At 65.0% G+C, this 24,291-nt stretch carries 18 protein-coding genes; 11 read left to right on the top strand and 7 right to left on the bottom strand.

Annotated features, from left to right (window positions below; translation table 11 throughout):
* Positions 1-44: 44 nt before the first annotated feature.
* Both ACPJW8_RS04925 and ACPJW8_RS04920 read right to left on the bottom strand, forming a co-directional pair.
* Positions 45-1,751, bottom strand: coding sequence for a flavin monoamine oxidase family protein (locus ACPJW8_RS04925; protein WP_330186704.1), 1,707 nt, complete (start codon positions 1,749-1,751; stop codon positions 45-47).
* 5 nt (positions 1,752-1,756) lie between these two features.
* Positions 1,757-3,295, bottom strand: a complete 1,539-nt coding sequence (locus ACPJW8_RS04920) for an amino acid permease (protein ID WP_330186703.1) — start codon at positions 3,293-3,295, stop codon at positions 1,757-1,759.
* A gap of 102 nt (positions 3,296-3,397) precedes the next feature.
* Between ACPJW8_RS04920 and ACPJW8_RS04915 the strand changes: the two genes are divergently transcribed.
* Entirely contained in the window at positions 3,398-5,086 is a 1,689-nt protein-coding gene (locus ACPJW8_RS04915; RefSeq protein WP_330186702.1) for a PucR family transcriptional regulator, read from the top strand.
* On the opposite strand, the gene ACPJW8_RS04910 is transcribed toward ACPJW8_RS04915, so the two are convergent.
* Positions 5,065-5,862 (bottom strand): carbon-nitrogen hydrolase family protein, encoded by a 798-nt coding sequence (locus ACPJW8_RS04910; RefSeq protein WP_330187016.1) that lies wholly within the window; start codon positions 5,860-5,862, stop codon positions 5,065-5,067. The two genes, ACPJW8_RS04915 and ACPJW8_RS04910, sit on opposite strands and share 22 nt — an antisense overlap.
* A gap of 202 nt (positions 5,863-6,064) precedes the next feature.
* Between ACPJW8_RS04910 and ACPJW8_RS04905 the strand changes: the two genes are divergently transcribed.
* The 4 genes from ACPJW8_RS04905 (at position 6,065) to ACPJW8_RS04890 (ending at position 11,404) form a co-directional block, all read left to right on the top strand.
* The gene (locus ACPJW8_RS04905; protein WP_330186701.1) at positions 6,065-7,255 is read left to right on the top strand and encodes an ROK family transcriptional regulator; all 1,191 of its coding nucleotides are present in this window, start codon (positions 6,065-6,067) and stop codon (positions 7,253-7,255) included.
* A 130-nt stretch (positions 7,256-7,385) separates the two neighbouring features.
* Positions 7,386-8,942, top strand: coding sequence for a multiple monosaccharide ABC transporter ATP-binding protein (mmsA, locus tag ACPJW8_RS04900; RefSeq protein ID WP_330186700.1), 1,557 nt, complete (start codon positions 7,386-7,388; stop codon positions 8,940-8,942).
* 37 nt (positions 8,943-8,979) lie between these two features.
* Positions 8,980-10,266, top strand: coding sequence for a multiple monosaccharide ABC transporter permease (mmsB, locus tag ACPJW8_RS04895; RefSeq protein WP_330186699.1), 1,287 nt, complete (start codon positions 8,980-8,982; stop codon positions 10,264-10,266).
* 46 nt (positions 10,267-10,312) lie between these two features.
* Positions 10,313-11,404 (top strand): sugar-binding protein, encoded by a 1,092-nt coding sequence (locus ACPJW8_RS04890; protein WP_330186698.1) that lies wholly within the window; start codon positions 10,313-10,315, stop codon positions 11,402-11,404.
* A gap of 75 nt (positions 11,405-11,479) precedes the next feature.
* Here the strand turns inward: ACPJW8_RS04890 and ACPJW8_RS04885 are convergent, their stop codons facing one another.
* A complete protein-coding gene (locus ACPJW8_RS04885) occupies positions 11,480-12,973 on the bottom strand; it encodes a polysaccharide lyase family 1 protein (RefSeq protein WP_330186697.1) in 1,494 nt (497 codons plus the stop codon).
* A 198-nt stretch (positions 12,974-13,171) separates the two neighbouring features.
* Between ACPJW8_RS04885 and ACPJW8_RS04880 the strand changes: the two genes are divergently transcribed.
* Entirely contained in the window at positions 13,172-14,245 is a 1,074-nt protein-coding gene (locus tag ACPJW8_RS04880) for a Gfo/Idh/MocA family oxidoreductase (RefSeq protein WP_330186696.1), read from the top strand.
* Between the two features lie 87 nt (positions 14,246-14,332).
* Here ACPJW8_RS04880 and ACPJW8_RS04875 read toward each other — a convergent pair whose 3' ends face one another.
* Complete coding sequence (locus ACPJW8_RS04875) at positions 14,333-16,552, bottom strand: NADP-dependent isocitrate dehydrogenase (RefSeq protein WP_330186695.1); 2,220 nt, start codon at positions 16,550-16,552, stop codon at positions 14,333-14,335.
* A gap of 281 nt (positions 16,553-16,833) precedes the next feature.
* Between ACPJW8_RS04875 and ACPJW8_RS04870 the strand changes: the two genes are divergently transcribed.
* Together ACPJW8_RS04870 and ACPJW8_RS04865 are read left to right on the top strand one after the other, a co-directional pair.
* Positions 16,834-17,805 (top strand): hypothetical protein, encoded by a 972-nt coding sequence (locus tag ACPJW8_RS04870; protein ID WP_330186694.1) that lies wholly within the window; start codon positions 16,834-16,836, stop codon positions 17,803-17,805.
* 97 nt (positions 17,806-17,902) lie between these two features.
* Positions 17,903-18,052, top strand: coding sequence for a hypothetical protein (locus tag ACPJW8_RS04865; RefSeq protein WP_330186693.1), 150 nt, complete (start codon positions 17,903-17,905; stop codon positions 18,050-18,052).
* Positions 18,053-18,186: 134 nt separating this feature from the next.
* Here ACPJW8_RS04865 and purH read toward each other — a convergent pair whose 3' ends face one another.
* Entirely contained in the window at positions 18,187-19,869 is a 1,683-nt protein-coding gene (gene purH, locus ACPJW8_RS04860; protein WP_330186692.1) for a bifunctional phosphoribosylaminoimidazolecarboxamide formyltransferase/IMP cyclohydrolase, read from the bottom strand.
* Positions 19,870-19,973: 104 nt separating this feature from the next.
* Between purH and ACPJW8_RS04855 the strand changes: the two genes are divergently transcribed.
* The 3 genes from ACPJW8_RS04855 to ACPJW8_RS04845 are packed head-to-tail and all read left to right on the top strand — an operon-like array spanning position 19,974 to position 23,406.
* Positions 19,974-21,053 carry an ATPase gene (locus tag ACPJW8_RS04855; protein ID WP_330186691.1) on the top strand — a complete coding sequence of 360 codons (1,080 nt, stop codon included), beginning with the start codon at positions 19,974-19,976 and terminating at the stop codon, positions 21,051-21,053.
* Positions 21,037-22,017 (top strand): N-acetylmuramic acid 6-phosphate etherase, encoded by a 981-nt coding sequence (murQ, locus tag ACPJW8_RS04850; protein ID WP_330186690.1) that lies wholly within the window; start codon positions 21,037-21,039, stop codon positions 22,015-22,017. Before ACPJW8_RS04855 ends, murQ begins: the two co-directional genes overlap by 17 nt.
* A gap of 36 nt (positions 22,018-22,053) precedes the next feature.
* A complete protein-coding gene (locus ACPJW8_RS04845) occupies positions 22,054-23,406 on the top strand; it encodes an MFS transporter (RefSeq protein WP_330186689.1) in 1,353 nt (450 codons plus the stop codon).
* Between the two features lie 61 nt (positions 23,407-23,467).
* Here the strand turns inward: ACPJW8_RS04845 and ACPJW8_RS04840 are convergent, their stop codons facing one another.
* Positions 23,468-23,977 carry a hypothetical protein gene (locus ACPJW8_RS04840; RefSeq protein ID WP_330186688.1) on the bottom strand — a complete coding sequence of 170 codons (510 nt, stop codon included), beginning with the start codon at positions 23,975-23,977 and terminating at the stop codon, positions 23,468-23,470.
* Between the last annotated feature and the right edge of the window lie 314 nt (positions 23,978-24,291).

Raw genomic sequence — 24,291 nt, 5'->3', positions numbered from 1 at the left:
CCCGGTTTCGACAGGCTCAACCACCGTTTTCAGCTCAACCACCGTTAGTCGAGGCTGATCGGGCCCATCTCGTCCAGGAGCTCGCCCGGGCCGGGGTTGCCCGGTGCGGAGGAGCCGCCCAGGTGGTTCACGACGCCCCAGACCGCGTTCAGGCCGGTGGTGACGGCACCTTCGGCCCAGCCTGCGGTGAAGGAGACGTCGTCGCCGGCCAGGAAAATGCCGCGCTGGGATTCGGGCAGCTTGTCCTGCTTGAAGTGCGTGAACAGGCGTTGCTGGTAGCGGTAGTGCCCCGGCAGGTTGGCCTTGAAGGCACCCATGAAGTTGGGGTCGGCCTCCCACGACACGGTGATGGGCTGGCCCACAATGTGGCTGGCGATGTCCACGCCCGGGTAGATCTGCTCCAGCGAGTGCAGCATCAGTTCCACCCGCTCGTCGGCGTCGAGGGCGAGCCACTTCAGGGCGTCGTCGTTCCACGTGTAGGAGAGCAGGATGACCGCGGGCTTGTCCGGTCCGTCGTCCAGCAGGTAGGTGGCGCGGTTGAGCCGGTCCGTCAGCGTCATGGACAGGACTTCGCGCCCGGTTTCGGGATCGATGTCCTTCCAGAACGGCCGGTCCACCATCACGAAGGTCTTGGACGACTGCATGTAGTGTGAGCGCTCGATCGCGGTCCACAGCTCCGCCGGGAACAGCGCTTCCTCCGTGTGGATGCGGGTGGACAGCAGCCAGGACTGGCACGTCGTCACCACGGCCGGGTAGGTGGCCTCGCGGCCCCAGCGCTCGGCGATCCTGAGGTCGCCGGAGGCGTCCCGGCTGATCCTGCCTACCGCGCCGCGCGGTGCTCCGGCATGCAGCGACGCCAGTGACGTGCCTTCGGGCCAGTGGGCCATGCCCGACGGCGAGTGCTCCCACAGTGCCTCGGGGAGCCTCTGCGCTCCCCCGCTGATGAGCCGGTGCTGGTCATCCGCGTCAGTGTAGACAACGCGGAGGATTTCGAGAATGGAGTTGGGGAAGTCCGTGTCCCAGCCGCCGGTGCCGAAGCCCACCTGGCCGAACGCCTCGCGGTGCGCGAAGCCTGCGTCCTTGAAGGATTTGCTGGCGGCGATGAAGCCGTAGAAGGTCTGCTCATCCATCAGGGGCAGGAGCTCGTTCCAGAGTTCCTTGATCCGTGCAGTGTCGCGGGTGCGGATGGCTTCCTGCATTTCCTGGAACGCGGCGCCGTCGTTGACGGCAGCCTTCCAGGCGTCGGCAACTTCGCGGAAGAACGGCGGCAGGTCTTCGGTGGTTTCCGCGTAGTGCTTCTGGCCGGCGAGTTCGATGACAGTGCTGGACGTGACGGGTGCCAGCGGGTTGGGGAAGTCCTGGGTGTCAAGGCCCAGCAGGTCCACGTAGTGGTAGAACGCCTTGCCGGAAACGGGGAACCGCATCCCGCCGAGGTCAGCCACAACGCCCGGCGCGGAGGGGAAGCTGGCTGTGCGGAGCCTGCCGCCGATCTGGTCTGCCTCGTAGACAACCGGGCGCAGGCCAAGCTTCATCAGTTCGTAGGCGGTCACCAGGCCGGACAGCCCGGCACCAACCACTGCCACCTCGGTGCCGTAGAGGGCGGGCGGAATGCTGCCCAGGCCCTCAGGGTGCGCCAGGTAGTGGTCGTAGCTGAACGGGAAATCCGGGTTCAGCATGGTGATCGGCAGCGTCTCCGGAAAAGTTGAAGTGCTGGAGGGATCCGGAGCCGGCAGTTCAGTGGCGGTGGTCATGATTTTTAGGCCTTTGCGGAGTGAGTGGTGGACTGCGGTGAAACTGCTTCGGCGCTCAGCTCACGGTATTCCTCGTGGCTCAGTGCTGCCACCCTGGAGTTCCGGCGTCCGTAGCCGAAGTAGGCTGCCACGCCCACCAGCATCCAGAGCCCGAAGACCACCCAGGTATCCGCACCGAGGTTGAGCATCAGGTAGCCGCACATGATGGCGCCGAGGATCGGAGTCAGCGGGAACAGGGGCACGCGGAAGGTGCGTTCCAGTTCCGGCCGGCTGCGGCGCAGGTAGATCACGGCCACGTTGACCAGGCCGAAGGCGAACAGGGTGCCGATGCTGGTGGCATCTGCGAGGGCCCCGAGCGGGACCAGCCCGGCGGTCAGTGCGACGGCGATGCCCACCAGGAGCGTTCCGGCCACGGGCGTGCCGGTGCGGCGGGAGACGCGGCCGAAGATCCTGGGGATGAGTCCGTCACGGGACATGGAGAGCAGGATGCGGGTTTGGCCGTAGAGGACGGTGAGCACGATGCTGGCGATGGCCAGGACGGCGCCCACGGCGAAGACCAGTGCGATCCATGGCTGTCCGGTGGTTTCCTCGAGGATCTTGACCAGCGCGGCTTCGGTGCCGTCGAACCAGCCCCACGGACGGGCGCCGATGGCAGCAACGGCAACCAGCACGTAAATCATGGTGACAATCAGCATGGACAGCATGATGGCGCGGGGCAGGTCGCGCTTGGGGTTGCGGGCTTCCTCGCCGGCGGTGGAGGCGGCGTCGAAGCCGATGTAGGAGAAGAACACACGTGAGGCCGCGGCGGAGACGCCTGCCGCGCCCATGGGCAGCAGCGGCTCGAAGTTGCCCGCGTTGAAGGCGGTGAAGGCGACGGCGCAGAAGAACAGCAGGATGCCCACCTTGACCACAACGATGGACGTGTTGATCCACGCGCTTTCCTTGGCGCCGCGCACCAGCAGGATGGTGGCCAGCAACACGATCACGACGGCGGGAAGGTTGAAGATTCCGCCGTCCCCTGGTGGCTGGGACATCGCATCAGGGAGGACCTGCCCGAAGACGGCGAGGCTTTCGTTGACGTACTGCCCGGCACCCACGGCCACGGCGGCGACTGACACCGCGTATTCAAGGACCAGGCACCAGCCGCAGATCCAGGCCATCCCCTCGCCCATGGTGGCGTAGGTGTAGGAGTAGCTGGAGCCGGACACCGGAACCATGCCTGCCATCTCGGCGTAGGACACAGCGGAGAGCAACGCGGCGAGGCCGGCGATCGCGAAGGAAATCCAGATGGCGGGGCCGGCCAGCGGAACCGACTCCCCCAGGATCACCAGGATGCCGGTGCCGAGGGTGGCACCCACGCTGATCATGGTGAGCTGCAGGACTCCAAAGCTTCGGACCAGGCGCGGACCGCCCTGGCCGCCGTCGGCTTCCCGGACCATCTGTGCGATGGGCTTGCGGCGCAGGAGCTGGGTGGCCAGTCCGGGACGAGCTGTTGGTCCAGTCGCACCGGACGGCGCCGTCCCGGAGAGTGTAGGCACAGTCATCGTTGACGTCCGTTCATCAGTAGTTGGTCGGTTTCCCCTCATCAACAGTAGGGGTGTGATCCGAATCTCAAGGAGGTGCAAAGTGCCCTATAGTTTTGGTTCATGAGTCAGAATGCACCAGCCGGAGACACTACCACCACGCAGCTGGATCCCGTGACCCTGGGTCAGTTCCTGGGTGCCCTGCCCAAGGGACTTTCAGTGCTCGTCGACGCCGGCAACGGCGATGCACCGCTGCGCTGGGTAGAGCCAAGCGAGCTTGAGGACCCCACTCCCTACCTCCTGGACGGCGAGTTTGTGCTGACCGCCGGGCTGCCATTCCTTGAAGCCGGCAGCACCGCTGACGCAACAGACACAGCGAACGCCTACGTCAAACGGCTGGTGGACGCGCAGGTGGCGGCCCTGGGCTTTGGCCTGGAGCCCTATTTCGACGACGTCCCGGAACCGTTGGTGTCAGCGTGCCGGACGCACGGCCTCACCCTGGTCAGGATTCCCAGCAGCGTGCCATTCGCAGCCCTGGGCCTGGCGTTTTCCCAGCTGCTGGAATCCGGGAATGCCCGGGTGTTCCGCCAGCTGGCCGAGACCAACCGGCAGCTGATGCGGGCAGTGTTGTCCGCGCGGCCCGAACACGAACTCCTCTCCGCCCTGGCACAGCGGGTGCCGGTCTGGGCCTTGCTGATCGGTTCCGACGGACGGGTCAGGGCACGGGCGGCGGCAACCACCACAGGAACAGCGACAGTTGCCCCCGCAACGGCCGGATCCGGCACCCGTGGAGGTTCCGGCGTCGAACTTTCCGCTTTGCAGCCCCTGCTCAAACGGCTCCTGACCGGCAATGGTCCGCGCGTGGAGACGGAATCGTTTGACGTTCCCGGCTCCGCGCTGGTGTACGGCCACCCGCTGCGCAGTGCCAAGGATGCCACCCTGGGCAGGCTGGTGCTGGGCACCGGCAAACCGCTGACGCCAGCGCAAAACAGCGTGGTGTCCTCGGTGGTGGGCCTGCTGGAGTTGCTGGTGCGGCAGCGGACCAGTGGGTCGCTGGCCCCGAGCCAGCTGGCCACTGCACTGCTGCTCCATCCGGAAACCCTGGCCACCGGCGGCACCCGGGAGCTGAACATCCTGAAGGACCTGCTGGCCCAGAGCGTTTCCGGCACCCGCTCAGGCGCTGTCAGGGTAGTCCAGGGCATCCGCGTGGACGAGCCGGGGCAGGCTGCATCGGACGGACCCGTCCGGGAACTGCTGCAGTGGCGCCGGTTGTTCGACACCAAAATGGTGGAACTGACCGACTACGGCTTTGCGGCAGTAACCCGGCTGAAGGTGGACGATGCACTGCTGCAGGAAGTCGAGGACCTCGGCTGGCGGTTGGTAGTGGGCGGGGCGACGGAGCTTTCCGGGCTCCCTGCGGCCTATAAGCGTGCGTCATCCCTGCGCGGCAGGGTCCAGACGGCCGGGCGGAGCGTCCGGGTGGACGAGGTGACGTGGTCCGTCACCGGGTTGCTGGGCAGGGAAGCGGGCGTGATGCTCGCGGCACGCCTGCTGGAACCGGTCCTTTCGCAGGACGCCGAGCGCCGTGCTGCCCAGCTGAACGTACTGACGTCATGGCTGCGCGAAAACGGCAACTGGGACGCTACCGCCAAGGCGCTGGGGCTGCACCGGAACAGCGTGCGCCGGCAGATTACCGCCCTGGCCGAGCTGCTGGAGATGGACCTTGGCCAGGCGCAGGTCCGCGCAGAACTCTGGATCGCCCTGCAGTACGTGGATGGAATCGAGGACCTTCAGGAGTCCCAGGACCGGTAAAGGTCGGGCCGGCGTTCGTCAAGGTAGGGCACAGCGGCGCGGGCCCGGGCGGCCGATTCGGCGTCCACCTCGGCCAGCAGCAGCTGAGGGCCCTCCCCCGCGGCTGCAAGCAGGGCGCCGTCAGGCCCGGCAATAACGCTGCCGCCAAGGAACCGGCAACCGTCTTCCTCGCCGGAGTGGTTGGCGTACGCAATGCTGACCTGGCTTTCGAGCGCCCGCGCCCGCAAAAGTACCTGTGGCACCGACTCAAAGCCGTGGGCCAGCGCAGTGGGCACCAGGAGGAGTTCGGCCCCCGCAGTGACTGCGGCGCGGACTGCCTCCGGGAATTCAACGTCGTAGCAGATCACCATGGAGGTCCGGATGCCGTTGAAATCCACGACGGCGGGACGTTCCGTTCCGGGGACGAAGACGGCGCGCTCATCCTCGCCGAAGAGATGGACCTTGGCGTACTCCAGGAGGGTATTGCCCTCGGCATCCAGGAGGGTGGAGGTGATGTTCCAGACCGCGTCCGGGGCAAGGGCCGGAATGCAGTACACCAGTCCGATGCGGTGCCGGCGGGCGATGCCGGCCATGGCTTCCCTGATGCCTGGCAGCAAGGCCGGGTCCAGGCCGGCCCGCAACTGCCGGGGTGCGTATCCCACAGGGAAAAGCTCTGGCGTCACCAGCAGCGAAGCGCCGGCGGTCGCAGCGTCCCGGGCAGCTGACTCCACAGCCGCACAGTTGGCCTCAATATCCAGTACGGCGGAGTTCGCCTGCATCAGCGCCAGCAGCACCATTACCACCTCACAACGTTGGGGCGGCCGCAGGTAGAGCGTCCGCTGGTCACAGCCTAGCCATCTCCCGGCTTCGCCCTCCGGGTCCTTTTGCACCTGGACCCGGACGCGAGAGGGCATTTCACCCGTCCACCGCGCCGTCCGTTCCCGCGCGCTTGCGTTAACTTCTTGACTACAAGACGCCCAATAGGGCACGCTTCTTTGCATGCCCGCCACATCACGCCCAACGAAGAGCAGGACCCGGAACCCGGGGTCCCAGTCTGCGCTGAGGCATCTGAACCAGCAACGCATCATCGAAGCACTGATGGGAGGGCCGGCCACGCAGGCGGAGCTCGCCCGGCAGACAGGCCTCTCCACTGCAACGGTTTCCAACATTGTGAAAATCATGCAGGAATCCGGGCTGGCATCGACCGAGCCCACCACCAGTTCCGGCCGCCGGGCACTAAACGTCCGGCTCAACAGCAACGGCGCAGTTGCGGTAGGCATCGACTTCGGCCGGCGGCACCTGCGGGTGGTACTGGCCTCGATGAGCTACCACATCATCGCGGAGGAATCCGTACAGCTCCCGCTTGGGCACCATGCCGAGGAAGGCATCCGGGCCGCCGTCGAACTTCTTTCCCGGCTGCTGGCCGAATACGGCGTGGAGCGGGACGCCCTGGTGGGTGCCGGCGTCGGAATTCCCGGCCCTATTGACCGCCGCACCAGCACCGTCGCCCAAGGCGCCATCCTGCCGGAGTGGGTGGGCATCAACATCCTTGACCGGCTCGAGGAAACCCTTGATATGCCGGTGTTCCTGGACAATGACGCCAACCTCGGGGCCCTCTCCGAAGTGACGTGGGGACAGCACGGCTCGGTCACCAACCTGCTGTTCATCAAGATTGGATCCGGCATCGGCGCAGGCCTGATCCTGAACGGTGCACCGTACTACGGTGCGGTGGGAATCACCGGCGAAATCGGGCACGCCACCATCCATGAACAGGGCCTGATCTGCCGCTGCGGCAACCGTGGCTGCCTGGAAACCATCGCCAGCACCACCACCATGATCGAGCTGCTGGGCAGGGGTTCGCGGGGGCAGCTCACACCGGCGGACCTGGTCAGCCGCGCCCTTGCGCGGGACCCCGCCACGCTGCGGGTGATCGATGATGCGGGGCTTGCCGTGGGCCGGGCGCTGGGCAATGTGGCCAACCTGATCAACCCCGAGGTGATTGTGGTGGGCGGACCCCTCGCGGGGCTGGAAGACCTGCTGCTGGACCCCATCCGGCGCGGCCTGATCCGGCACGCTGTACCGGTGATTGGCGAGTCCACCGTGTTGACCATGTCCTCGCTGGGTGACCGCGCCGAGGCCCTGGGGGCTGCCGCCCTCGTGTTCCAGCACGCCCGCTTCAGAAGGCCTTAACGCCAGATCGTTACCCGGGCATTGTGTTCAAGACTTGACGACAATCCCTGTGATCAAGTTTACTTTTTCCTCAGACGGCCTTGCGATCTGCAGGGCGACAACGAAGTCATACATTGGAGGCGCAACGGCAATGTCGTCGCAAGGAACCCACGGAGACCCCGTCATCCTGGAGATGCGTTCCATCACGAAGGAATTCCCCGGCGTAAAAGCCCTGGCGGACGTCAACCTGCGGGTCAAGGCAGGCGAAGTCCACGCCATCTGCGGCGAAAACGGCGCCGGGAAATCCACGCTGATGAAGGTACTTTCCGGCGTTTACCCCTATGGCAGCTACTCAGGGGACATCGTGTACCAGCACGAGGTCCAGCAGTTCCGGGACATCCGGGCCAGCGAGGCCGCCGGCATCGTGATCATCCACCAGGAGCTGGCGCTCATCCCTGAGCTGTCCATCACCGAGAACATCTTCCTGGGCAACGAACCCACCAAACGCGGAGTCATTGACTGGGCAGAGGCCCGCCGCCGTTCGCTGGACCTGCTGGCCCGCGTGGGACTCCGTGACGATCCGGACACCCCCATCAAGGAAATCGGCGTTGGCAAGCAGCAGCTGGTGGAAATCGCCAAGGCGCTGAACAAGTCCGTCAAGATCCTGATCCTGGACGAGCCCACCGCAGCATTGAACGAGTCCGATTCCCAGCACCTCCTGGACCTGATCCTGGGGCTGAAGGCCAAGGGCATCACGTCGATCATCATTTCGCACAAGCTCAACGAAATTGAGCAGATCGCGGACTCGATCACCATCATCCGTGACGGCAAGTCGATCGAAACGCTGGACGTCAAGGCGGACGGCGTGGACGAGGACCGCATCATCAAGGGCATGGTGGGCCGGACCCTGGAGTCCAGGTTCCCGGACCACACGCCCAAGATCGGCGAGGTGTTCTTCGAGGTGAAGGACTGGACAGTGGCCCACCCGCAGATCCAGGACCGCCTGGTATGCAAGGGCTCCAACTTCTTCGTCCGCCGCGGCGAGATCGTGGGATTTGCCGGGCTGATGGGTGCCGGCCGGACCGAGCTGGCAAGGTCCATCTTCGGCCGCTCCTACGGCAAGTTCATCTCCGGCCGCATCTACAAGGACGGCAAGGAAGTCCAGCTCAAGAACGTCAGGCAGGCCATCGACGCCGGCCTTGGTTACGTTACGGAAGACCGTAAGACGCTGGGCCTGAACCTGCTCGATGACATCAAGACCACCACGGTGGCGGCCAACCTGAAGAAGATCACCAAGGGCATGGTGGTGGACCGCAACCAGGAGTTCACCGTCGCCGAGAACTACAGGAAGTCGCTGCGCACCAAAACGCCGTCGGTGGAGGAAGGCGTGGCCAAGCTCTCCGGCGGCAACCAGCAAAAGGTGGTACTCGCCAAGTGGATGTTCACCGATCCTGAACTGCTGATCCTGGACGAACCCACGCGCGGAATCGACGTCGGCGCCAAGTACGAGATCTACGGGATCATCCAACAGCTGGCCAACCAGGGTAAGGGCGTGATCGTCATTTCCTCGGAACTGCCAGAGCTGCTGGGCCTCTCCGACCGTATCTACACCATCTTCGAAGGTTCCATCACCGGTGTGCTGAACAAGGACGAAGCCAGCCAGGAAAACCTGATGAAACTCATGACCTCCAACCGCAAAGCCGCCTGAGCCTGGCCCCCGCCAGCACGGACATAAGGACTAAACAATGAACGCGCTCAAGAAGCTGTTTGGCGGCGATACCCGTCAGTTCGGCATGATTTTTGCCTTGGTGACACTGATCCTCTTCTTCCAATGGATGACGGACGGCCGCACGCTCACGCCCGGCAACGTCATCAACCTTTTCAACGGCAACTCCTACATCCTGATCCTGGCCATCGGCATGGTGCTGGTGATCATCGCCGGCCACATCGACCTCTCAGTGGGTTCAGTCGCGGCATTCGTCGGCGTGACGGTGGCCCTGGCCATCCGGGACTGGGGCATCCCCTGGTACCTCGGCATCCTGCTGGGCCTTGGCCTGGGCATCCTGATCGGGGCGTGGCAAGGGTTCTGGACAGCCTATGTAGGCATACCCGCCTTCATCGTCACCCTGGCAGGCATGCTGCTCTTCCGCGGCTTCAACCAGTTCGTGGGCAAGTCCAACACCATCCCCGTCCCCAGCGATTTCCAGTACATCGGCTCCGGGTACCTGCCTGAAGTAGGACCCAATACCGGCTACAACAACCTGACCCTCCTGATCGGCATCGTCGCAGTTGCCTTTGTGGTCTGGGGCGAAATCCGCTCCCGCAACACCGCCAAGGCACTGGGTGCCGAGGTTCCGGAAACCTGGGTCATGGTGACCAAGCTTGTCCTCATCTCCGCAGCAATCCTCTACGCAACGTACCTGTTCGCCACCGGCCGCCCCGGCACCTCCTTCCCCATCCCCGGCCTGATCCTGGCCGTCCTGGTCCTGATTTACGGGTTCATCTCCTCCAAGACGGTCGTAGGCCGCCACGTCTACGCAGTGGGTGGCAACCGCCACGCAGCCGAGCTCTCCGGTGTCCAGTCCAAGAAGGTCAACTTCCTGGTCATGATGAACATGTCGGTACTGGCAGGCCTCGCAGGCATGATCTTCGTGGCCCGCTCCACTGCCTCGGGACCGTTCGACGGCGTGGGCTGGGAACTGGATGCCATCGCGGCTGTGTTCATCGGCGGCGCGGCCGTAACCGGCGGTGTGGGCACCGTGATCGGCTCGATCGTCGGTGGCCTGGTGATGGCCGTCCTGAACAACGGCCTCCAGCTGCTGGGCATCGGCGCGGACCTCACCCAGATCATCAAGGGCCTGGTGCTCCTGATCGCCGTCGCCTTTGACGTCTACAACAAGAGCCAGGGCAAGAAGTCGATCATCGGCCTGATGATGCGCGGCTTCCAGCGCGGCCAGGGCGGCGGACCCAGCAACCCCCTGCAGCCGGACGAAACGACCTCAACCAAGGAAACCATCTCCCGCGAAGCCTGAACCCAGGCCTTACGGATAATCCCCACAAAGAAAGCGAACCGAGGAAATGCGAATTTTTGGTAAAGCAGGAAAGGCAGCAGCCGTAACCGCGATTGCGGCACTTGCCCTGACCGGCTGCGGCCGCGATTCAGGAACCACCGACGGCGGCACCGAGTCCGGCTTCGCGCAGGACTCCCTGATCGGCGTCGCGCTTCCCCAGAAGACCAGTGAAAACTGGGTGCTGGCGGAAAAACTGTTCAATGACGGCCTCACCGAAGCCGGCTTCAAGGCTGACGTGCAGTTCGCCAACGGCGGCGTGTCCGAGCAGCAGAACCAGATCAGCGCCATGGTCACCAAGGGCGCCAAGGTCATCATCGTGGGTGCCATCGACGGCGCCCAGCTGGGTACCCAGCTCAAGCAGGCCAAGGACTCCGGCGCCACCGTCATCGCCTACGACCGCCTGCTGCTGAACACCGAAAACGTGGACTATTACGTGGCCTACGACAACTTCAAGGTGGGCGAGCTCCAGGGCCAGGCCCTGCTTGAAGGCCTGGAGGCGAAGAAGCCCGGCGGACCGTACAACATCGAACTGTTCGCCGGTTCCCCGGATGATGCCAATGCGAAGGTCTTCTTCGACGGCGCCATGAGCGTCCTGAAGCCGAAGATCGACGACGGCACGCTGAAGGTTGTCTCGGGCCAGACCTCGTTCGAGCAGGCCGTGACGCAGGGCTGGAAGGCAGAAAATGCCCAGCGCCGTGCGGACACCCTCCTGTCCGGCAGCTACGGCACCGAATCCCTGGACGGCGTCCTCTCCCCCAACGACACCCTGGCCCGCGCGGTACTGACCTCGGTCAAGGCTGCAGGCAAGCCGCTCCCCGTGGTGACCGGCCAGGACTCCGAGGTTGAGTCGGTCAAGTCGATCCTGGCAGGCGAGCAGTACTCCACGATCAACAAGGACACCCGTGCCCTGGTTGAGCACGCCATCGCCATGGCGAAGGACCTGCAGGCCGGCAAGGAACTCGAAGTCAACGACACCGAGTCCTACGACAACGGCGTCAAGACCGTCCCGGCATACCTGCTGGAGCCGGTCATCGTAACGGCCGAGAACGTCAAGACCGCTTACGTTGACGATCCGGTACTTGGCCCGCTGACCAAGTAGTTTCACGTACTGAACACAGAAGTGCCCGGCTTCCCTGATGGGAAGCCGGGCACTTCTGTGTTGGGGGCTGGTTTGCTAGGGAGCCTTGACCTTGAGCACACCGGAGCCGGCGAAGTTCAGTGCGTGGTCCCGCACCGAATCAACGTCGGTAAAAGCCTTGTACGCGTAGACGTCCGCGGGATCCCATCCCACGTCCGTGCTGAAGTCCCAGGCAGTCCAGTCCGGAGCAGCAGTACCGTCTTCTGCCGCTTCGGCGAGGGCCTCGGCCTTGTTCGCTTCAAAGGAGGACTGGGCAATCGCGTTCAGGTCTATGGGAGCACCGTTGTACCAGGAACCTTCGTCATGGAACCGGTCACCGTTGTAGCTGCTGACGGTGACTGACGGATCTGCGCCGGGTCCCGTGTAGTCGAAGGCGTTGTTCTCCGAGAAGATCCGGGACGCGTACCCCGCACCCAGGAAGTAACTGCTGCCGCCCTGGGCCTCGCTGATCATCGGGTAATCGGGGTGGTCGGTGCTGCCAACAAAGTAGTTGTTGACCACGTGGACCTGGCCGAACCTGACCCGCGGGCCACGCTGCTGGATATTCTCCATCAGGTTGCCGATGTAGCTGACCCGGAGCTTGCCGCCGTCCTTATCCACGTGTTCGTCGCCGGAGCCCAGCAGCATGGTTTTGTCATGGTTCATGATCCTGCTGTTGGAAATCGTCACGTAATCGGTGCCGTCCTTGAGGTCCAGCAGCCCGTCATGCCTGTTGGCCGGCTTCCCGTGAAAGCCGATGGGCGCTTCGCTGTCCGGAAAGCGGCCGTCGCTGAGGGTGACATGGTCAAACCAGAGATGGTTGGACGTCACTGAAGAGACGGCGTCGAACCGGGCATTCCAGGCGCCCAGATCGCCGTCGTCAGGTGACCAGGTGCTGAAGAAATCCACGGGAGCTTCGACACTGACGTTGCGCACCACCACGTTCGTGGCGCTCAGGATGACGATGTTCGCACCAACAAAACCGGCGTCGCCGTCGAGCCCGATCACGGACGTGTTGGAGGGCAGGCTGACCTCGATCTGCCGTTTCATGTTGTTGCTGCCGGTCTGCCGGAGCTGGCGCTGGGACTTGCAGTACTCAAAGGTCTGGTCGCTCCAGGTCTTCCCTTCAGGACCGAAGCAGGACATGTACTTGTTGATGTCATACCCGGGCGCGTAGTCCTGCTCGCCCAGGATTCGGCCGTCGGGAGTCTGGTTGCCGTTGATCTTTCCGCTGACGTAGATAATCTTGGGCGCCTTGGGCTCACCGTGATTGGCCAGCGCCGCCTTGAGCTCTGCCAGGCTGTCCACCACATATTGGTTGGCGGCAGGCGCACCAGCACCACCGTTGGTAACACCGTCGACGGCGGCCCAGCCTGTGGGTGCCGCATCGTCGGGGCTGACAATCCCGCCGCCGGGCCAGGCGGCAGCGGGTGAGGCAAGCACCAGTCCCGCTGCCAGTGTTACTGCCGTGCAGGTGGCTGCCCAGGCTGCAGCTTTTTTGCCGGCCGCGGGGAGGGAAGATCTTTGATGTTTTCGGATCGGGGACGTCATTGGCCTTTTTTCCGGCATGCCAAATAGACCACATGCCTTGATGGGTGCGGATAATTCGGGTACGTAGCCGGCAAGCTAGAAAACGCTTTCTCAGCCGGTCGATCCTTTGTACGTCCGTTGTTGTGGCCGTGTCAAGGGGTTTCCACGCCGACGAAGGGCCTCCGGGGCGTCGGCTTGGGGCAGTGAGAAGATGGGCCCATGACTTCACCTATCGCAACGCCGTGGCTCTCGGGCCAGGCGGACCAGGATCCCCGCTCTGCCACCGGCCGCACCCTTCGCTGGGGTGTCATCGCCACGGGCAGCATTGCCACCGCAGTTGCCGCGGACCTGGCGCTGCTGGCCGATGCCGAACTGCACGCGGTCAGTTCCCGCACCCAGGAGCGGGCCGACAAATTCGCCGCGGAGTTCGGTTTCAGCAAGGCGTACGGGAACGACGGCGGTGTTCACGGCTACGACAGGCTGCTCGCCGATGACGGGGTGGACGTGGTCTACGTGGCTTCACCGCACGGCCAGCACTACGAGATTGTCCAGGCGGCGCTGAACGCCGGAAAGCATGTGCTGTGCGAGAAGGCCTTCACCATCAACGGGCGCGAAGCCGCGGAACTGATCGACCTGGCCCGGGCAAAGAAGCTGTTCCTGATGGAGGCAGTGTGGAGCCGGTTCCTGCCGGGCATGCAGCGGGCCTTCCAGATCGCCGCTTCCGGGGAACTGGGAGACCTGCACTGGGTCAGCGCTGATCTGGGATTCCCCGCGCCCTACTCCCCCACGGCCCGGCTGTGGGCGCGGGAAGACGGCGGCGGAGCATTGCTGGACATCACCGTTTATCCGCTGTTGTGGGCACTTGGAACCATGGGTTTCCCGCAGACGGTCAGCGCCTCGGGCTTTGTGAACGACGACGGCGTGGACGCCCAGAATGCCCTCACCCTCGGCTACAACCACGGCGGGCAGGCACAGCTGACATCCTCACTACTGGCCCACGGGCCCAGGACCGCCACGGTCGCGGGCAGCCTGGGCTACCTGCAGTCGGTTGGCTCCATCAACAATCCCCGGGAAATCAACGTGGCCATCGGCTGGGACGGCGAGCGGCGTACGGAATCCTTCGACATCGTGGGCAAAGGCTACACGTACGAACTCCGCGAAGTGACCCGCTGCATCCAGCAGGGCCTCACCGAAAGCCCCGTCATGCCGCTGGAAGACACCCTGGCCACCATGCGGCTTTTCGACGGCGTCCGGGCCCAGCTGGGAACGACCTACCCGAACGACCACCGCTGACGACACGCAAAAGCGCTGGCGCGCCCCGTATTTGGGCGTCACCAGCGCTTTTGTGCGTCGCGGACGAAGATCCGCGTCGAAAACGGACTAGCTGAGGGTTGCGATGACCTTGTTCAGGGTCTCCGACGGGCGCATCACTGCTGCCGCCTTCGCGGCATCCGGGTGGTAGTAGCCCCCGACGTCCACCGGTGAACCCTGGACGGCAGCAAGCTCGCCTACGATGACGTCTTCGTTGCCGGCCAGCGCCTCGGCGACTGACGAGAACGCGGCGGCGAGGTCGGCGTCGTCCGTCTGCTTTGCCAGTTCTTCAGCCCAGTAGCGGGCCAGGAAGTAGTGGCTGCCGCGGTTGTCCAGTTCGCCGGCGCGGCGGCTCGGGGACTTGTTCTCGAGCAGGAAGGTGCCAGTGGCGCGGTCCAGCGTGTCCGCGAGGATCTGGGCACGGGCGTTGTCCGTGGTGGTGGCCAGGTGCTCGAAGCTCACGGCCAGTGCCAGGAACTCACCCAGGCTGTCCCAGCGAAGGTGGTTTTCCTTCAGCAGCTGCTGGACATGCTTCGGAGCGGATCCGCCTGCGCCGGTCTCGAAGAGCCCGCCACCGTTCATCAGCGGAACAACGGAGAGCATCTTGGCGCTGGTACCGAGTTCCAGGATGGGGAACAGGTCCGTGAGGTAGTCGCGGAGGACGTTGCCGGAAACCGAGATGGTGTCCTGGCCCTTGCGGATGCGCTCCAGCGTGAAGGCGATGGCCTTTACCGGGGACATGATCTGGATGTCCAGGCCCTCGGTGTCGTGCTCCTTGAGGTACTCCCGGACCTTGGCAATGAGGTTGGCGTCGTGGGCGCGTTCCTCGTCCAGCCAGAACACGGCGGGAGTCTGGGAAGCGCGGGCACGGGTGACGGCCAGCTTGACCCAGTCGCGGATGGGGGCGTCCTTGGTCTGGCAGGCGCGCCAGATATCGCCCTCGGCAACCTCGTGCTCAACCAGGACGTTGCCTGCGCCGTCCAGGATCTGGACAGTGCCGGCTTCCTGGATCTCGAAGGTTTTGTCATGGCTGCCGTATTCCTCGGCGGCCTGTGCCATCAGGCCAACGTTGGGGACGGTGCCCATGGTGGTGGGATCGTAGGCGCCGTTGGCCCGGCAGTCGTCGATGACAACCTGGTAGATGCCGGCGTAGGAGCTGTCCGGGAGGACCGCCAGGGTGTCAGCTTCCTGGCCGTCCGGGCCCCACATGTGGCCGGAGCTGCGGATCATGGCGGGCATGGAAGCGTCCACAATAACGTCGCTGGGGACGTTCAGGGTGGTGATGCCCTTGTCCGAATCGACCATGGCCAGGGCCGGGCCTTCTTCGAGGCCCTTCTTGATGAGCGCCTGCACGCCCTCGCGGACGTCCTCGGGGAGCTCTTCGAGTCCGCTAAGGATTGCGGCCAGGCCGTTGTTCGGGCTGAGGCCGGCCGCTGCCAGCTGCTTTCCGTAGGTGTCGAAGAGTTCGGCGAAGTAGGCCTTGACCACGTGGCCGAAGATGATGGGGTCCGAAACCTTCATCATGGTGGCCTTGAGGTGGGCAGAGAACAGCACGCCCTCTTCCTTGGCCCGGGCAACCTGGGCCTTAAGGAATTCGTCCAGGGCTGCGGCACGCATCACGGTGCCGTCAATGACTTCGCCTTCGAGGACGGGGAAGTCCTTCTTGAGCACCTTGACGCTGCCGTCTTCGCGGACCAGCTGGATGGAGATGGTGCCCTCAGCGGGAATCACCACGGACTTCTCGTTGGAGCGGAAGTCGTCCTGGCCCATGGTGGCCACGTTGGTCTTGGAATCCGCGGACCAGGCACCCATGGAGTGCGGGTTCTGGCGTGCGTAGTTCTTGACGGACAGCGGAGCGCGGCGGTCCGAGTTGCCCTCACGCAGGACCGGGTTCACTGCGGAGCCCTTGATCTTGTCGTAGCGGGAACGCACGGCGGTTTCCTCGTCCGAGGAGGGGCTGTCCGGGTAGTCCGGCAGTGCGTAACCCTGGGACTGGAGCTCGGCGATTGCGGCCTTCAGCTGCGGGATGGAGGCGCTGATGTTGGGCAGCTTGATGATGTTGGCTTCTGGCTTCTTCGCCAGCTCGCCCAGCTCAGCAAGGGCGTCGCTTTGGCGCTGTTCCTCGGTGAGGTAGTCACCGAAGACGGCAATGATGCGTCCAGCCAGGGAAATGTCCCGGGTCTCAACTGCCACACCTGCAGTGGAAGCAAAGGCCTCGATGATCGGGAGGAATGAATAAGTGGCGAGCATCGGCGCTTCGTCGGTGTGCGTATAGATGATCTTGGACATGCGCGGGCGTCTCCCTGGAGGTCGGCTGTAGATGGAAATCCGGTCTTAATGCACCACGTATAACTTACCCGAGTAGGCCCCGCCGCCGCCTGTCGACGATCGTTTGGCGCATGACATTACTCGCCGGCCGGTCAGCTCCGGGGTTGGGGGCCGTTCCGGGCCGACGGCATTACATGAGATGTCACTACTATTTACAGCTTTGTCACATTGGGATAGATTCTCTCCATCACGCAGCGGCCACCCCTCAACAATGCCGCAGCACCCAACAGTCAGGAACCCCTATGACGACTAAAATGCTGGCCAACAGCCTGCTCAGCCTCTCCACTGCCGCCCTTCTCGCCCTCTGTTCGGCGGGAGCAGCCACGGCGGCACCCGGCGGGAACCAGGAGCCTTCAGTCACCAGTACCACCGTTGAAAATACGGCGGCAGTGGCCGACTACTGGACCCCCGAGCGTATGAAAGCCGCCATCCCCGGCGATGTCCTCGCAGCCAAGGCGGTGGAGCGGAGCCGCGGAGCAGCAGGCGGAACCGCCGCTGTGGAGAAGGGCGCCAACACCAAGATCGAGGGCAAAGCAGCCCGCGGCAAGCCTGTATTGCACGCCAGCGAGAACCCCGTTTCGCACATCGGCAAGGTGTTCTTCACCCTGGGCGGCCAGAACTACGTCTGCTCCGGAAACTCCGTGACTTCCACCAACGAAAGCACAGTGTCCACTGCCGGCCACTGCCTGAACGAGGGCCCCGGAGCGTTCGCCACCAACTTCACCTTCGTTCCTGCCTACCTCAACGGCGCAGCACCCTACGGAAAGTGGGTGGCCCGCTCGCTGCACACCACGACGGCGTGGAGCGCGAACGGCAACATCCAGTACGACACCGGATTCGCCGTCGTCGCACCCCTGAACGGCCAGACGCTCTCCGATACCGTTGGCGCCTCCGGTGTCCAGTTCAACGCGGCACGCGGCCTGACCTACAAGGCTTACGGCTACCCTGCTGCCAGCCCGTTTGACGGCCAGTCGCTCAAGAGCTGCTCCGGCACCGCCACCAACGACACCGTCAACCCCGGCGGCACCACCCAGGGCATCCCGTGCGACATGACCGGCGGTTCCTCAGGCGGTCCGTGGTTCATCGGTACCAACTCCTCCGGCTACCAGAACTCCGTGAACAGCTACGGATACGGCACCCGTTCAACCACCATGTACGGCCCTTACTGGGGAACGGCTATCCAGCAGGTCTACACCAGTGCAGCCGCGTCCTGAACCTAAGCCGCGCAAGCCGTTCCAACACAATGGCTCCGCAGCTCCCGCTTCACCAGACCCCGGTTCATCGGACCCCGGTCCGGAAACTCCCGGTGCAGTGAGCTCGAGCCAGACCGGCCAGGACCCGGACGCAGTCCGCGAGTACTGGACCCCGGAACGGATGTCCCAGGCACTACCCCGAGAGGTCAGCCCCGAAACCCGGGACCGGCCACGCACGGAAAGCGGCCAGGAACCCGACGGAGACTGAACCTCTTTCCTTAAATGCCCGACGGCGGCTGTCCCCTATGTGGGGGCAGCCGCCGTCGACGTGTGGGAACCCGGCTGGGCCCACGCCGCCAGGGTTCCCTGGCCGAGCTTGCGAGGCTAGGGAGGGGGCGGGGATCAGTGGAAGAAGTGCCGGGCTCCCGTGAAGTACATGGTGATGCCTGCCTTGTTGGCGGCTTCGATGACCTCGTCGTCGCGGACGGAGCCACCCGGCTGGACCACGGCACGGACGCCGGCGTCGATCAGGATCTGCAGGCCGTCAGCGAAGGGGAAGAACGCGTCGGATGCGGCAACTGAGCCGCGGGCCCGCTGGGGTGCGTCGGCCGAAGTGGCGTTGGAGGCACCGCCGGGAGCATCTCCGCCGGTGGCACTACCAGTCTCTACTTCCACGCCCAGGGTGTTGGCCCGCTCCACGGCGAGGCGGCAGGAGTCCAGGCGGTTGACCTGGCCCATGCCGATGCCGACTGCTGCTCCGTTGTTGGCCAGCAGGATCGCGTTGGATTTGGCGGCACGGCAGGCGGTCCAGGCAAACGCGAGGTCGGCGAGGGTTTTCTCGTCCGCTGCTTCACCGGCGGCGAGGGTCCAGTTGGCGGGGTTGTCGCCCTCGGCGTCCACCTTGTCAGTCATCTGGACCAGGACGCCGCCGGATACCTGGCGCATCTCGGACGGGTAGCGGCCGTATCCTTCAGGCAGGGCCAGGAGCCGGATGTTCTTCTTCTTGGAGAGGATTTCCACGGCCTCCGGTTCGAAGTCCGGGGCAATAACTACTTCGGTGAAGATGCCGGCAACCGTCCGGGCCATTCCGGCAGTGACGGTGCTGTTCGCTGCGATAACGCCGCCGAACGCGGAAACAGGATCGCAGGCGTGGGCCTTGGCGTGGGCGTCCGCAATCGGGTCCACTGCGTCAGCGGAGCCGACAGCCACGCCGCACGGGTTGGCGTGCTTGATGATCGCAACGGCAGGTTCGGAGAAGTCGAACGCGGCACGCAGGGCGGCATCGGCGTCGACGAAGTTGTTGTAGCTCATGGCCTTGCCGTGCAGCTGCTCGGCCTGGGCAATGCCCACCGGCGCGGCCTTGTCCACGTACAGGGCGGCCTGCTGGTGCGGGTTTTCCCCGTAGCGGAGGACCTCGGAACGCTCCAGGGACAGGCCGGCGTAGGCGGGCCAGTCGATGACGCCGTCGCCGTCCTCGTCCAGGAACTGGGTGGCGGTCCAGGTGGCCACCGCGGTGTCGTACGCGGCGGTGTGGGCGAACGCCTTCGCGGCCAGCCGGCGTCGGGTCTTCAGGTCAAAGCCGCCGTGCGCTGCGGCGTCAACCACGTCCGTGTAGAAGGTGGGGTCCACAACGATGGCGACGGCGGCGTGGTTCTTCGCGGCAGAGCGCACCATGGCGGGGCCTCCGATGTCGATCTGCTCGACGACGTCGTCCTGGCCTGCGCCTGACTTCACCGTCTCAACGAACGGGTAGAGGTTCACCACCACCAGATCGAAGGTTTCGATCTCCATGCCGGCGAGGGTTTCCATGTGCGCGGGAACGCGGCGGTCAGCCAGGATGCCGCCGTGGACGCGCGGGTGCAGGGTCTTGACCCGGCCGTCCAGCATTTCGGGCGAGCCGGTGACTTCCTCGACTTCCTGGACCGGGATGCCGGCGGCGGCGATCTTCTTGGCCGTGGAACCGGTGGAGACAATGGTGACGCCAGCTGCGTGCAGGCCCTGCGCGAGCTCCTCCAGACCGGTCTTGTCGTATACCGAGATCAGGGCCCGGCGGATGGGAACACGGTCAAGCTGCGTGAAGCTCACAAAAGTCTCCGTCTTTTTACGCGGTTGCGGCCGCGGGTGGTGGGGATAGGCCCAGTTTATCGTGTTGCCAGGCGCCCCCGCCCCACACGGCCTAAGGTGGGTGGATGACTACTGAACGCCTGGTATTGGTGGCGGATATTGGCAAGAGCCGTTGCCGGGTGGAGCTACGCGCCGTTACTGAAGATTCCAGCTCCGTCATTGGGAGTGCGGGCGCCGCAGGTTTCGCCGGGCTGGGGATCGCCGACGGCGCCGCCGCTGCGTTCCGGCTGATTGCGGACGCCGCCGGGCAGCTCGAGGCCGGTGCTGCAGGCGCCCCTGGTGTTCCCGGTCCCCTGGCTGGGCGGCTGAGTGGTGTGGGGGCGGCTGTGGCCGGCGTCGAGGCCAGTGCACCGCAGTCCCGTGAGCTCGCCGGGCTGCTGGCCTTGCATTTCCAGGCCCCGGCCGCCGTCCTTTCGGATGCAACGGCGGCCCACCTTGGAGCGCTCGACGGCGGTCCGGGCACCATCCTGATCGTCGGCACCGGAGCCGTTGCGTTCCGGTTTGAACGTGACCCTGATGACGAGTTTGAGAGGCCGGGGGCTTTGCACCGCGGCGATGGTTGGGGTCCGCTTCTGGGCGATCGTGGCAGCGGCCGGTGGATCGGCCAGCAGGGCTTATCCGCCGCTTTGGAAGCGTACGACGGCGGTCCGGCCACTTCCCTGGAGCGGCTCGCGGGCGAGCACCTTGCGTCAGCCGTGGCCGGGTCTATCCCGGCCGGGTCTGCCGCCGCGGCGCCGGGCCAGGCCGGGTCTGATGCACCCGCTGAGCTTCCCCCGCTGACCGGGCTCCCGGGCTGGCTGGCCAGCCAGGAGAACCCGTACCGGGCCATGGCTGGTTTTACGCCTGTTGTCCTGGCGCAGGCTGAGGGCGGGGACGCCGTTGCCGGCGGCATCATTGGCGAGGCGTGCCTGCACCTGACACGGACCGTCAGCCGGGCCATCGGCCAGAGCAGCCTGCGGCATGTGGCCCTCCTCGGCGGCGTCGTCGATTCCCCCTACTTCGCCGGACGGCTGGCGGCTGACCTTAAGAAGGCGGGCATCGACGTCGTGCCTGCCGTTGGTAACGGACTCGCCGGGGCGGAACTGGCCACCACCGGGCACAACCTGCTTCAGGAAAGGTACATCCACCGTGACGGAACACCCTGATATCTCCGAGACGCCGCGTGATTCGGCCCCGACCACTGACGGGCTGGCTGCGCTGCGCGCCGAGCTCGCGGGGCTGCAGACCGAAGCCGCAAACCCGGAGCTGAGCCTCCTGGACACCATGGACACGGCCCAGCTGGTCAGCGCCATGAACGCGCAGAACGCTACAGTGCCTGCCGCCGTCGGGCTGGCCGCGCCGGACATCATCCGGACCGTGGACGCAGTCACAGCCAAACTGGCGGCCGGCGGACGGCTCTTTTACATCGGCGCAGGAACCGCGGGCCGGATGGGGATCCTGGACGCAAGCGAATGCCCGCCAACGTTCGGCACGCCGCCGGAAATGGTGGTGGGGATCATCGCCGGGGGCCGCAAGGCCGTCGAACAGGCGGTGGAAAACGCCGAAGATGACACCGACGCCGGTGCTGCGGACATTGCCGCAGCGAATGTGGGAGCTGGGGACGCCGTCGTCGGAATCTCCGCATCCGGGCGGACTCCCTACGTTATTGGCGCGCTCAAGGAAGCGAAAGCGCGCGGTGCATTTACGGCCGGGCTGGCCTGCAATCCGGGCTCCGCGATTGGCCAGGAAGCGGACGTGGCCATCGACGTGGCGGTGGGTCCGGAGTTCGTGGCCGGTTCCACCAGGCTCAAATCCGGCACCGCGCAGAAGCTGGTGCTGAACATGATCAGCACGCTCTCCATGGTGAAACTCGGCAAGACCTACGGCAACCTCATGGTCGATCTGCAAGCCACCAACGCAAAACTTCGGGCCCGCTCCCAACGCACGGTGCAGGCCGCAACCGGCGTTGACCCGGACGCCGCCGCGAAGGCGCTGGACGCCGTCGGAGGTTCCGTGAAGGCGGCCATCCTGGTCCTGCTGACGGACGTGGACCCCAGCCAGGCACCTGCCATCCTGGAGCAGTCCGGCGGCTTCCTGCGCGCGGCGATCCAGGAGCATCCTCGGAGCTAGGTGCTTGGCGCTAAAGTTTTCACAGGAGGCCAATCGATGAACACATATACCGCAGTTCCGAGCGGGGAGCAGGTAGTCCAGGAGCTCCCGTGGCGGTGGAAGGTCCAGGGGCGGATCTTCCTCATCGGCGGGCTCGGTTTTATGTTCGACGCCTGGGATGTGACGCTCAACGGCATCCTCATTCCGCTGCTGTCCAGCCACTGGTCCCTGACCCCCGGCGAGGCGGGCTGGATCGGAACGGCGAACCTGATCGGCATGGCGTTGGGCGCGTTCGTCTGGGGCACCATCGCGGACACCATCGGACGCAAAAAGGCGTTCACGGCGACCCTCCTGATCTTCTCCCTGTTCACAGTGCTGGGCGCCTTCTCCCCCGACTTTGTCTGGTTCTGCATCTTCCGGTTTATGGCCGGGTTCGGTTTGGGCGGCTGCATTCCCGTGGACTACGCCCTGGTTGGCGAATTCACGCCGCGGAAGCAGCGCGGCCGCGTCCTGACCGCGATGGATGGCTGGTGGCCCATCGGCGCGGCGCTGTGTGGCTTTGTTTCGGCTGCACTCGTGGCCGTCTTCGCGGACTGGCGGTTCACCATGCTGGTCATGGTGCTCCCGGCATTGCTGGTTTTCTGGGTGCGCCGCAGCGTCCCCGAGTCCCCGCTGTTCCTGATCCGCAAGGGCCGCCGCGAGGAAGCCGCCAAGGTGATCGACGGGCTGGTGAAGGCCACCGGAGCCACACCCCGGGCGTACAGCCTGCCGGACGCGCAGGCAGTTCCGCGGTTGTCCCCGGGCAGCGCGTGGCAGCAGCTGCGCGCCGTCTGGACCTTCAACTGGAAGATCACCGCCGCCTCCTGGGCCCTGTTCTTCAGCATCCTGCTGGTCTACTACCTGTCACTGACGTGGATGCCCCGGATCCTGATCGGCGCCGGGTTCGCCGAGTACAAGGCGTTCGTCACCACGGCGTCCATGGCCGCCGTCGGACTTCTGGGTGTGGTGGTTGCCGCGCTGCTGGTGGAGCGCGTGGGCCGCAAATGGATCCTGGCCATTACCGGCCCGTTGTCTGCGCTGACGCTGGTGATTGTGGCTTTTGTGGTGGATATCCCCTCGGCGGCGATCTTCTGGCTGCTGGTGTTCGGCTTTGTGGTGCAGGTGGCCATCCCGGTGCTCTACGCCTACGTGTCCGAGCTGTACCCCACCGAACTTCGGGGCTCGGGCTTCGGCTGGGCGTCCACGTTCTCCCGGATTGGCGCGGGCATTGGGCCGCTGGTGTTCGCCAACTACTTCTGGCCGGAGTTGGGCCTGGCCACGTCCTTCGCACTGGCCGGCGGGCTAGTGCTGATCGCGGTGCTGTGGATGGCGTTCTTCGCACCGGAAACGAAGCAGCGCCGCCTGGAGTAGCCCCCCCAACTAGGTAGCAGTAGGTGCCCTTTACAGGCCTCTATAGGGCACCTACTGCTACTTACTTGGCTGTCCAGCCTCGGTTGAGCAGCGCGGAGCGGACCTTGACGACGGCGGCACCCGCGTCGTTCACCATGTGCCGTTTGGAGATCCGAACCAGAAGCCAGCCCGCGTTTGCGAAATCCTCCTCACGAGCAATATCGCGGACGATCTGGGCGGCGTCCGAATGTCCCTCACCCTCGTATTCCACTCCAACCTTCTGTTCCGGATAGCCAAGGTCAGGCTGACGCACGACGCCGGGACTCAACTCAGTGGGCACGTTCAGGTGCGGTTCAGGCAGGCCCGCGTACTCCAGGGCCAGCCGAAGCCTGGTTTCCTGCGCTGAATCCGACCCGACGCGCGCCTGCTCCAGGGCAAGCCGGGCCTTCCTGATTCCAGGGGTCCCCTTGTGCCGGTCCAGCATGTCCTCGAGTTGCGCCAGAGTGGCGTACGGTTCGGTCCGGTTCTCAAAGTCGGGGCGCGGAATCCGGAGCAGGTGATCGGCTACGACCGTCAGTTCATCAATGCTCATTCTTCGGGCGCAGTCTAACCATGTCCGGGTCCGGGAGGTGACCAGCAGCCCGTCGAGATCAACGATTTCGTCCTCGAAGAACTGGCCGCGGTGTCCCCGGACCCCTGTACGGCGGGGAATCGCCATATGGTCGGGGCGCGAAATGTGGATCAGGGGCTCATCAAACCCGCCCAAGAGACCCGGAAACTCCCATAATCGAAATGCCGTTGCATGTGATGCGGCAGAGAATTGGGTGACCAGGGTATATGGCCTGACTGCCGAGCCTGTGTCAGCTCCGGCGTTGTCGCCGAAATCTGTCATATGCGGCACCCGGA

Origin of the sequence: Pseudarthrobacter sp. J47 (assembly GCF_049810315.1) — a bacterium.
In the GTDB taxonomy this organism is placed as follows: Bacteria; Actinomycetota; Actinomycetes; order Actinomycetales; family Micrococcaceae; genus Arthrobacter.
This window is presented reverse-complemented; position numbering and strand designations above follow the sequence as displayed.